The sequence below is a fragment of the Saccharicrinis carchari genome (assembly GCF_900182605.1).
In the GTDB taxonomy this organism is placed as follows: domain Bacteria; phylum Bacteroidota; class Bacteroidia; order Bacteroidales; family Marinilabiliaceae; genus Saccharicrinis; species Saccharicrinis carchari.
Genome location: NZ_FXTB01000006.1, coordinates 209,722 through 220,619, shown reverse-complemented (window position 1 = coordinate 220,619; position 10,898 = coordinate 209,722). Strand labels below are relative to the sequence as shown.

Annotated in this window: 9 protein-coding genes; 2 read left to right on the top strand and 7 right to left on the bottom strand. The window is 40.7% G+C overall.

The genetic code is table 11. From position 1 onward, the window contains the following. Nucleotides 1-10 precede the first annotated feature (10 nt). Together FN809_RS12505 and FN809_RS12500 are read left to right on the top strand one after the other, a co-directional pair. Nucleotides 11-331, top strand: a complete 321-nt coding sequence (locus tag FN809_RS12505) for a DUF3467 domain-containing protein (protein WP_142533870.1) — start codon at nt 11-13, stop codon at nt 329-331. Between the two features lie 31 nt (nt 332-362). Further along, nucleotides 363-1,562, top strand: coding sequence for an exo-beta-N-acetylmuramidase NamZ family protein (locus FN809_RS12500; protein ID WP_142533869.1), 1,200 nt, complete (start codon nt 363-365; stop codon nt 1,560-1,562). Nucleotides 1,563-1,725: 163 nt separating this feature from the next. Here FN809_RS12500 and FN809_RS12495 read toward each other — a convergent pair whose 3' ends face one another. The 7 genes from FN809_RS12495 to FN809_RS12465 form a co-directional block, all read right to left on the bottom strand. Then, nucleotides 1,726-2,568, bottom strand: a complete 843-nt coding sequence (locus FN809_RS12495; RefSeq protein WP_142533868.1) for an aldo/keto reductase — start codon at nt 2,566-2,568, stop codon at nt 1,726-1,728. A gap of 222 nt (nt 2,569-2,790) precedes the next feature. Next, nucleotides 2,791-3,792, bottom strand: a complete 1,002-nt coding sequence (locus FN809_RS12490; protein ID WP_142533867.1) for an NADP-dependent oxidoreductase — start codon at nt 3,790-3,792, stop codon at nt 2,791-2,793. Nucleotides 3,793-3,807: 15 nt separating this feature from the next. Next, nucleotides 3,808-4,386, bottom strand: a complete 579-nt coding sequence (locus tag FN809_RS12485; RefSeq protein ID WP_262709426.1) for a TetR/AcrR family transcriptional regulator — start codon at nt 4,384-4,386, stop codon at nt 3,808-3,810. 249 nt (nt 4,387-4,635) lie between these two features. Continuing rightward, nucleotides 4,636-7,296 carry a T9SS type A sorting domain-containing protein gene (locus FN809_RS12480; RefSeq protein WP_142533865.1) on the bottom strand — a complete coding sequence of 887 codons (2,661 nt, stop codon included), beginning with the start codon at nt 7,294-7,296 and terminating at the stop codon, nt 4,636-4,638. Between the two features lie 81 nt (nt 7,297-7,377). Next, a complete protein-coding gene (locus FN809_RS12475) occupies nt 7,378-8,895 on the bottom strand; it encodes a family 16 glycosylhydrolase (RefSeq protein ID WP_142533864.1) in 1,518 nt (505 codons plus the stop codon). A 983-nt stretch (nt 8,896-9,878) separates the two neighbouring features. Further along, nucleotides 9,879-10,127 carry a DUF2007-related protein gene (locus FN809_RS12470; protein WP_142533863.1) on the bottom strand — a complete coding sequence of 83 codons (249 nt, stop codon included), beginning with the start codon at nt 10,125-10,127 and terminating at the stop codon, nt 9,879-9,881. 287 nt (nt 10,128-10,414) lie between these two features. Next, complete coding sequence (locus FN809_RS12465) at nt 10,415-10,891, bottom strand: NADH-quinone oxidoreductase subunit NuoE family protein (RefSeq protein WP_142533862.1); 477 nt, start codon at nt 10,889-10,891, stop codon at nt 10,415-10,417. Between the last annotated feature and the right edge of the window lie 7 nt (nt 10,892-10,898).

Genomic DNA, 10,898 nt, shown 5'->3' with positions numbered 1-10,898 from the left:
ACAGCAAGTAATGGAGGATAAGAAAAATAAAAACCAGCTCAATATTGAGCTGAATGAAGAGATAGGACAGGGTATTTATTCAAATTTGGCCGTAATCACCCATTCGCCCTCAGAGTTTGTATTGGACTTTATTCGAGTAATGCCCGGATTACCAAAGGCTCAGGTGAAGTCGCGGGTGGTGGTTACCCCCGAACACGCCAAGCGCCTGATGATGGCGCTGAAAGACAATATCCAGCGTTTTGAGGCCAACCACGGTCCTATTAAAAATATTGACGATGGTAACCCCGGGATGAACATTCCCATGAATTTTGGTTCTACCCCGCAGGCTTAGCTTATTGCTGTTACATAAAGTGTGATTAGGTATGATTAGGTTTTTATTTTTTATCGTCAGTGGTCTATTTTTACTATCGTTTTCGTGTGTATCGCAGCAAAGTAAAACAGAAGTGGAAACTATAGTGCCGGCAGCCGAACGTACAGAGGTTTATATACCTATGCTTAAAGATAAAAAAGTGGGCCTTTTAGTTAATCATTCATCATTGGTGGGGCAAACACATTTGCTGGATACCTTACTTAGCATGGGCGTGCATGTTCAAAAGATATTTGCACCCGAACATGGTTTCAGAGGCGAGCACGATGCCGGTGAGCTTGTTGAGAGCGATACGGATAAAAGAACCGGGCTGCCCATTGTGTCTTTGTATGGTTCAAATAAAAAGGCCAGCCCGGAACAATTGGCGGATCTGGATATTGTGATTTTTGATATTCAGGATGTAGGGGTGAGGTTTTATACTTACATTAGCTCTATGCACTACATGATGGAAGCCTGTGCTCAGTCTTCAGTTAAAATGATGGTGCTGGACAGGCCAAATCCGAATGGTGATTATTTTGATGGCCCCATACTAAAGAAGGAATACACATCGTTTGTGGGCATGCATCCCATTCCTGTGGTACACGGTTTAACAATTGGTGAACTGGCACTGATGATAAATGGCCAGGGCTGGCTCGATAAAGGCATCAAATGTGATTTGCAGGTGATTGAAATGGAGAACTGGAATCATGGCCTCAAGTACAGTTTGCCGGTTAAACCATCGCCCAATTTACCCAATTATATCTCGCTTCGTTTGTACCCTTCGTTATGCTTTTTTGAGGCCAGCAATGTGAGCGTGGGACGAGGTACCTACTTTCCATTCCAGGTTATTGGTTATCCGGATCCTACGGCTGGTGATTTTTCTTTTACGCCTGTTAGTATTGAAGGCATGTCGAAGCATCCCAAACAACAGGATAAAAAATGTTATGGCATGGATTTACGAGAGGAAGCTGAGGATCACCGTTTTACTTTATCCTACTTTATATCTTTTTATAAAAAGTTTGGCCACGAAGAAAGCTTTGGTCTAAATACCCGTTGGTTTAATTTACTGGCAGGAGATGGGCAGGTATTAAAGGACATACAGGCCGGGCTAAGCGAAACTCAGATAAAACAGAAGTGGCAAAAGGAGCTTGCTTTATATGCCAAACTGCGGGATAAATATTTACTTTACCCTTCAGGCCTGCTTTCTGATCGCTAAATTTGTTGGCAATGCCCCTGCACTGAAGCCATATCGCAAGCGTAAGGCGATGGTGGCTTACACTTACGTCGCAGCTTCAGTGACAGCGTACCCTTGGGGTAAGCTAAATCGGAGGCAAAGCTCAAATAGGAGCTGCACTTACGGTAAGATTGTTTAGGGCATATTAAAAGTTAATCGTATCGGGGTTCATGCCGGAACCACCAAAATAATCCATATTATTGATGGTTTGCATATCCTCCGGTGCTATCTCAAAATGATCAATTTGAATATTTTCTTTTATTCGGTGGGGTGAAGCCGATTTAGGCAAAGGTAAAACATCATTTTGCAATACCCATCGGATACATAGCTGTGCCACGGAGACCTTATATTTTTTTGCTATGGTAATCAAAGTCTCATTGTTCAGCATTTTTCCTGTGCCAAGAGGGCTCCATGCTTCAACTACAATATTGTTTTTGCGGCAAAGTTCAACAATGTCCTGCTGCATAAAACCCGGATGATATTCTATTTGATTTACGGAAGGCGTAAGGGTTGCACTTTCAAGTAACGGTTTGAGGTGGTGCGTAAGGAAATTACTCACACCAATAGTTTTAATTCTACCTTGCTTATTCAGCTCTTCCAGTGCTCGCCATGTTTCGGCATTGATTTTTTGCCAATCTTTGTATTGATTTTCAACGGCTGGCCAATGAATAAGATACATATCGAGATAATCCAATTGCAGATCGTTTAAGCTTTTATCAAATGCTCGCATTGTCTTTTCATATCCCCTTTCGCTATTCCAGAGTTTACTGGTCACAAATACCTCTTCGCGCTCAATTCCGCTTTCTTTGATGCCTTTTCCAACACTCTCTTCGTTTTTGTAAATAGCCGCTGTGTCGATGTGTCTATAGCCGGCTGCTAAAGCTGTTTTTACGGCATCGATAGCGGTACTGCCATCTGGCGTTTGCCACGTTCCAAATCCTATGGATGGTATTTGTAGGCCGTTGTTTAGTTTAAAATATTTTTTCATTGTATTTGATTGTTATAGGTTATTTAATAATGCTGTTGTTGGCACGCGGATAACACCGGTTTTCAAATACTGGCTGTAAAACCTGTGTTGCTTTGCATTCGCGTCATCCGCGTGCTGTTTCGGAAACAAGCCCTGAATTATCTATATATTGGACAAAATGACTTTTACGTCCTTAGCGGCTACGCGACCATATCCTTTTTCTTCCATCGCAACTTATAAATTTTAAATTTTCACCACCATTTTCCCTTTGTTTTTTCCCTCAAAAAGATCTAGAAAAGCCTGTGGTATGTTCTCAAACCCTTCTCGAATCGTTTCGGTATGATGCAGTTTGCCTTGACCTAACCATTCGGCTAATTGCATAATTCCTTGCGGATGCTTATCGGCATAATCAAATACCACAAAACCTTGCATCGAAGCGCTTTTCTTTACCAAAAACGGCTGTACGCTGATGCTTTTGGGCTGCTCGGTGTTGTTATATACAGAGATCGCTCCGCAGTTAATTGTACGGGAGAACTTATTGATATTGAAGAGTACGGCATCGGAAATCTCACCGCCAACATTGTCGAAATATACATCTACGCCATCGGGGCATGCTTTGGCAATGGCTTCGATCATATTCTCGGTACTGTTATAATTGATACCTTCATCAAAACCGAATTCCGATTTGATCATTTCCACCTTTTCATCGGTTCCGGCAATACCTACTACTCGTAATCCAAGTATTTTACCAATTTGTCCCACGACGCTACCTACCGCTCCTGCGGCACCCGAAACAAGTAAAGTCTCTCCTTTTTTTGGTTTTCCTATCTCTGTTAATCCCAGATAGGCGGTAAGTCCCGTCATACCCAGAACGCCAAGATATGCCGATAGGGGTGCCTTATCCGGATCCACTTTAATAAGCCCATCGGCTTTTGCCACCTGGGTTTCTTTCCACTCCATCATACCCAACACATGATCACCTTTGCTAAACTTACTGTTTTTTGACTCCAAAACTTCTGCAACAACACCGGATGCTATGGGCTTATTGAGCTCAAATGGCGGAATGTAGGATGGTGCATCGCTCATTCTTCCACGTAAATAGGGATCTACAGAAACATATTTAGTACTTAACAAAAGTTCTCCTTCCTTTAGCTCCGGAATTACGGAAGTGCTGAAATCAAAATCTGTTAATTCAGGCTTTCCGGTTGGTCGGTTCTTTAAATTTATCGTTCTTGTTGTGCTCATAATTATCTTTTTTATTTAAATTTTAATACTATTCCATGCCATTTCGTAGGCATCATTTACGTGAGTCGGTGTTAATTTATACAACGCACGCTGTTGTATGTTCATTAAAAATGCAATGGGGTAAATGCTAAATGCATACAACATATATGGCGATACCGGTTTAATGACCCCTTCCTTTTGGCCGCGCTCCCAAAGATCCAAGAGAGGTTGCAGATGTTTTAACCCTTCCTTTCTGCCGGCTTCATCTATCATGGGCGTGTTATCGCATTGCGAAAGAAACATAGCTTCTTCCACCTCTTTTAGTTTGAATTCTGCAATATTTTTCCAAATATTTTTAAAACCCTTTTCCACCGAAAGATGTTCCTCGTAATCCTTAAAAGCATATTGGCTAAAGGCAGCTTTCACCTCTATATAAACCTGATTGATCAGATCTTGTTTGTTATTGAAATAGAGATAAATGGTACCCGGGGAAACTTTTGCCATCTTAGCAATTTTAGACATGGGAGCGGCGTGAAAACCATTGTTGTTTACAAGGTTTATAGTTGCCCTTACAAGGGCTTCTCTCTTTATCTGGCCTTTAGAAACGGTGCACATATCTTTCCTAACTTTGGTACAAAGATAATAAAAAAAATGAACGTTCATTCATAATTATGCCAGAATTTCTTGTGGAGATGTTTTTTACCGAAAGTAGGCACTTGCGTTGAGAAGATGTTGTATCGTTATTTTTTTAGAGGATGTAGCTTAGTCGCTTCTGAGTAATTACCAACAAAAAAACCCACAGATCCTGATTTTATCTCAGCACCTGTGGGTAGGAGTATGGTGATTTATAGGTTTAATTTAAAACTATTTTATAATCAATTTTTCGATATTTTCATCAGTTTTAATCAAATATAAACCTTTTGGCAAAGCGGAAACATCAATAGTATTCTTTGTTTCGGAAGCCAGCTGGGTAGCCACCAGTTTACCTGTCATATTGTATAGGTTAATTACACTTCCTGGTTCAGCAATCACGTATACCACATCTTTTGCCGGGTTAGGATAGATCGCAAAACTTTTTTCTATACGCTTGTTTATATTGGTTGCATTTGATTCGGCAAGTACTACATCGTCGAAATGTACATTGGTTACGGCCGTACCATTTGTGGCCGTACCTAACTCAAACACAAGTTTTCCCATAGGTTCCGGATTGGTTTTAGTAAAAGTATGCGTATAAGTTTGCCATTCGGTAGTGATATCAAATGTTACACCGTCCATAAATGGATCGAACCAGGGATCAACATTTAATCCTTTTCCTACATTTACATTTATAGAGCGTGGGGCATCAGCTTTTGCTCTAAATGTTAATGTATAAGTAGCATTTGGCAGATTCATATTGTCTTGAAACAGCTGAACGGAGTAGCTAGCCCATCCTGCTTCATTTACCGATACTGTAGCCAGGTGATTTTCAAAATAGGTAACACTTCCGTTGCCACCATCTCCAAACCAGCTATCCCACAGAGGATGTGTGCTTTCGCCAATATCTATACCACCAGTATATAAATTTGGGTTTTCAGGTTGCGTTGCTCCTGCCGTGTAAATAATATCGTCAAAGGCAAAGCCTGAAATGGTAGAAGAGCCAGTGCCTTGTGTTACAAAAAACGGGAGCGGAACAGCCGATAAGTCAACATTTAAATCAGCAATAGGAACGATTACCCGATGCCATTCGCCATCTCTTAAAAAGCCGGCCGGATCGTTGCCTACTGTGAAATGAATTTCGCCTTTAGATCCACTTTTTCCTTCAATTGCAACAACAAAATTTTCTTGCGAAGATGTTTTGGCCGAAAAAGACAGTGTTCCATTTGCAAAATGAGTTAAATCCGGTGCAATATCATCATGAATTCCAAAACCGAACCAACCCCTGTCACTGGTGGTTCTCCAGGCCAATGATTCTTCTCCATCATAGGGCGCTGTTGGATATCCCACAAGGGTGTTTTCCCAAGAATAAATATGGCCCGTAACATCGTCAATAAGCAATTTTTCTGTCACATTGGGGTTTTCTGTATAAACGCCATAATAATCGGCAACAATTTTATTTTCTATCAATTCAATAGTAGCATTTCTATTAGGATTTAAAGCTGAATTACTCACATCATCAGGTGAAGTGGAATAATAGATATCGTCAATCAGGATATTGCTAACTGCCCCTTCTCCTCCTATCATAAAGATGTTGCTGGCTTTACTTAAATTTAAACCGGCAATTTTTAAGGTGCTTACCGGGATCGATATATTGTGCCATTGACCATCGCGCTGAAAGCCATACGGATCAGCGCCATTATTAAATTCAACTTTTCCTTCGTTTCCGTCTTGATCGCCTACGCCAATCCAAAAATTATTATCGGCAGTGGTACGTAAAGCAAATTTCAAGTATCCATTGTCATAATGTGATAAGTCAATACCATTGTTAGCGTTTATACCTAAACCAAACCATGTTCTTGAAGCCAATGCATAAAATGCCATTGCCTCAGTTCCATCATAACTGGGGGCGTCATTTAAAGGCTGAAGCGAATTCTCCCAAATCTGCAGCGAGTTGTTTAAATCATCAATAACAAAACGCTCGGTAATAGCAGGGTTTTCTGTATAGATGCCGAACTGATCGGCAGTTGGTGGTGCCTCGGGTGGTGTTATCACTACCTCGCCTTCACCTGTTTTCTGGTAAACCTTAATATAATCTACCATCATTTGTGCAGGTAGTGGAGCGGTGATATGATCAGGATTTGTAATTCCGGGAAAAGAACCACCCACGGCAAGGTTTAAAATAAAATAATGTGTCCAATCGCGAAACTCTTCTGCATCTGCACCATCGATATTCATCGCAAAATAAGGTACTGTTTCATTGTTGAAAAACATTTCAATTTTAGAAGGAGACCATTCCATGGTGAAAGTGTTGTACTGATACAGACTCGATCCTTGAGGAGCTGTATATTGGGGGCCGTGCCCGGCATAATTACCGGCATGCTGCCAGTGTACCGCACCATTAAATGATCGCTCCTGAGTACCAGCCGCAATTCCATCGGCATGACCACCCTCTAATATGTCAATCTCTCCGGAGGCAGGCCATACGTTTTTAGTTCCCAGGGTCCAGAAGGCAGGCCACAGCCCATCGGCCAGTACGGGCAACTTAATACGCGCTTCAATTTTCCCGTATCGAACGCCCACTTTACCACGGGTGTGAATGCGTCCTGAAGTAAACTGATAGCCTTCACGGGCTTCTCTCTTTGCCGTAATTATTAAAGCGTTATTGCCTTCTCCATCGGGTCCCACCGAAACATTGTCCGGACTATAATACTGCAACTCTTGATTGGAACCCCAATTCCAAATGCCTGTAGGGGTATCATAAGTCCAAACATCAGTGTTTAAACTTGTACCATCAAAGTTTTCTTCCCAAACTAAATTGTAGTTTTGTGCAGTTGTTGCCACGAATAACAAGAATGGCAATAAAAAAAGTAATAGTGTTTTTTTCTTCATGTTTAAAGATTTTTTTTAAGATATTCTATTGATAAGAAAATACAGCTCAATGATTACCATTGTGCTGTATTTTTAATAATTCTACTCCTTAATAAACTTGGCCGTCTTGCCCAACGATCGAATAAAATAAATACCGTTTTCCAAATCATTTAACTCAAAAGTTGTTGTTGATTCGTAAGCCGTTTTTGATGTTATTAAAGTACCAGAGATATTGTATAATGAGACTTTGCTTCCGGTTTTTACTTTTACATTCACTCTGTTTTTTGCAGGATTTGGATATACAAACAAGGTTTTATCATGAGCGTTGTGATTTACAGAACTTGCTATAGATGGCTTTAAAACTATATCATCAAAATAAACACTTGTTTCCGCAGTACCATTTTCAGTTTTACCCACTTCAAAAACCAACTTACCATTCGGGTAGGTATTACTTTTTGTAAAAACATGTGTAAATGTTTGCCATTCCGTGGTCAGATCAAATGATTGAGCATCCATAAAAGCATCAAACCATGGATCTACATTTAATCCCTTGCCGATATTTACAATAATAGATCGAGCAGCATCGGCCTTTGCTTTAAAAGTGAGCTCATAGTCGCCATCGGGCAACACTATATTGTCCTTAAAAAGTTGAGCCGAATAACTGAATGAACCAGCATTGCTTACGGCTACAGTGGCTAAATTACCTTGCTCATAGAGCACGCTGCCCGCTCCCCCTGCACCGAACCATGTGTTCCAGTCCGATTCTGGAGGAAGCGTTGTCTCCGGGTATTCATTTCCTTCTGTTTGATAAACCCTGATGTAATCCACCATCATTTGTGCAGGCAATGGGGCGGTAATACCTGCCGGGTTTGTTATACCGGGGAAAGAACCCCCTACGGCCATGTTAAGGATGAAGTAGTGAGACCAATCACGAAACTCCTCTGCATCAGCTCCTGAAATATCCATTGCATAATAGGGCTGGGTATCATCGTTAAAAAACATTTCAATTTTCGAAGGCGTCCAGTACATGGTATAAGTGTTGTACTGGTACAGGCTTGCGTTTGGAGGTGCGGTATGCTGATATCCGTAGCCTGCGTAATTACCCGCATGTTGCCAGTGTAAAGCGCCATTGAATGTCCGTTCCTGAGTATTGTTTGAAATACCTTCTCCATGACCGGCTTCTAATATGTCAATCTCCCCACTCGCAGGCCAAACGTTTTCTGTGCCCAACATCCAGAATGCGGGCCACAAGCCATTGGACAAAACGGGTAGTTTAATGCGTGCTTCAACCTTTCCATAACGAAAACTTTGTTTTCCCCGAGTATGAATACGACCGGAAGTAAATTGATAGCCTCCACGAGTTTCTCTTTTTGCCGTAATAATTAGTGCATTTCCACCTTCACCATCAGGTCCCACCGATACATTATCGGAACTGTAATATTGTAACTCTTGATTAGCGCCCCAGTTCCAAACTCCTGTTGGAGAGTCGTAGGTCCAATTTGAGGTGTTTAATGTATTCCCATCAAAGTTATCTTCCCAAACCAATTCATAGTTTTGTGCACTTGATATTGAAAAGGAAAAAAGTAATAAAAATAAAATAGCTTGTAAATTTTCTTTCATAATTGGATAAATTCAAATGATTAATATTTTTATTTTATTGTAAAAAATCATTAAAACATGACAAACATATCATCAAATGTATTTTATCACTAAAAATAAGACTCATTTAAAACTCACTAGACAGAAATTTAAACCTCACAATAAACACTCTTAAAAAAGTATAAACTTGTATATTATCAGGAACTTAGTGTCTTTTTAATCACTCTTTTGCCGACACTTTTACATTTAAACTACAGGTGGTGTATAATTGAGGAAAATAGGCTGTATTCAATAGTTGCGATATAATAAAACATACCCAGCTGTTGCCTCCTAAATGAATGAGGTTTTATCAATACATTATTTTTGGAGGCCATTCGTCCTCCGACTCATTGGGCATTGTAATTGCTTTAGCGGTTTGTGTTATGGGAGTTATTTGGATGTTTAAGCTGAAGCCATTCAGCTCACATCCAATTTTGGATTATGTATTGTAAGAAGAGGGTGTTTATTCTTAAGGGAAAGAAAACCAGTGGCTTGTGTAATAGATGTTCTGATTTAGGTTTAAGGCTACTTTGCGTTTTTCAATTGCCTTGTCAGACTCCCCAATAGCGGGCACTTTAATTTGTTACTGTATTAAGCTGTTGATATTGTAGCTTTGCACTACACCATACGAGCAGGCCATCTATAGATAATGTTGGAGGGATCGTGTTGTGTCTGCCATAGAACCTGTCTCTTTGCGCTTTGTATTTCTAAATGCCAGACCTTAAAGGTTAGTTTGGGCACCACTTTCATATAATTATTACAGAAATGGTTAGGAATCATTGAATGAATGATGCTTATTGCCCTTGTTCAGAATCAAAAAAGTAGAGAGCTCGATTTAATCCTTTTTTATATAGTTTGGTTAAAAATCAACCTCTCCAGGATGCCAGCGTGCTGTTTGTTTTGCCCACCATTTTTTATCGAATATCAAGTTATTAGGATAGGCATCAATTACACGCATCCCAATTTTATTTATGTCTTTGCATCTCATATGCTTCAACTATACGTCGGGCCTTTTCGAAATACTTACTTAAAACGATTACCTTTACAGAGCCGGCTCCGCCTGGCGCACTATACCATGGTGCAATGGTGCCGATGTACTCATCTTTTAAGAAGGCTTCTATGTTTTCATTCTCCAACAGGTTTTTTACCATTTCGGCTTCATATAAATCACCCGAGAATATTTCTATCGGGGTTGATGGTTTTTTTGTCGTCATATTTTTTATTTGATATCCAAGGATTACATGAATTTTAAGTGTACTTGAAGTGCGACTAAAGTTGGTTCTGGCTTGTCCAGATCCGGGTAAAATAATAGTCGCACCTTAAGAACAACGGACAAGCACCAGGCTCCAAATCCAAAACCGGGGGAAGTGATATATCGCCACTTTAATTTAATTGGCTTGTCTGTCACTACCAGGGAAGAAGCTTTGTTGAGCGAAAAAGCCTACATGCTCATAGCAACGTTTCTTGCGCTACGCTTCCTTCGGCCATAAACCATCTGCTATCAGCTATAATCTGCCAAAATATTCTTCACATCTTCGGCGGCTACGCGACCATATACTTTTTCGCCAATGGTAACTACCGGAGCCAATCCGCAAGCCCCCACGCAGCGCAGGCTGCTCAGTGAAAATTTACCATCGGGGGTAGTTTCGCCAACCTTCACATTCAGCAGGTGCTTAAATTCATCAAGCACTTTTTCGGCACCGCGCACGTAGCAGGCTGTGCCCATGCACACCGAAACGGGATGTCGGCCCTTGGGTATCATGGTGAAAAACGAATAAAACGTAACTACGCCATATACGTGGGCTACATTCACTTTTAACTCATCGGCCACCACTTCCTGCACCTCAGCGGGCAAATAGCCAAAGATACTCTGTGCCTGGTGCAACACATTAATCAATTCGCTTTTATCGTAATCGAATTTTTTGCAAACATCCTTTAGTTCCCGGACTTTGCTGTCTGCTAATTTTAATTCTGCCATATCGAAT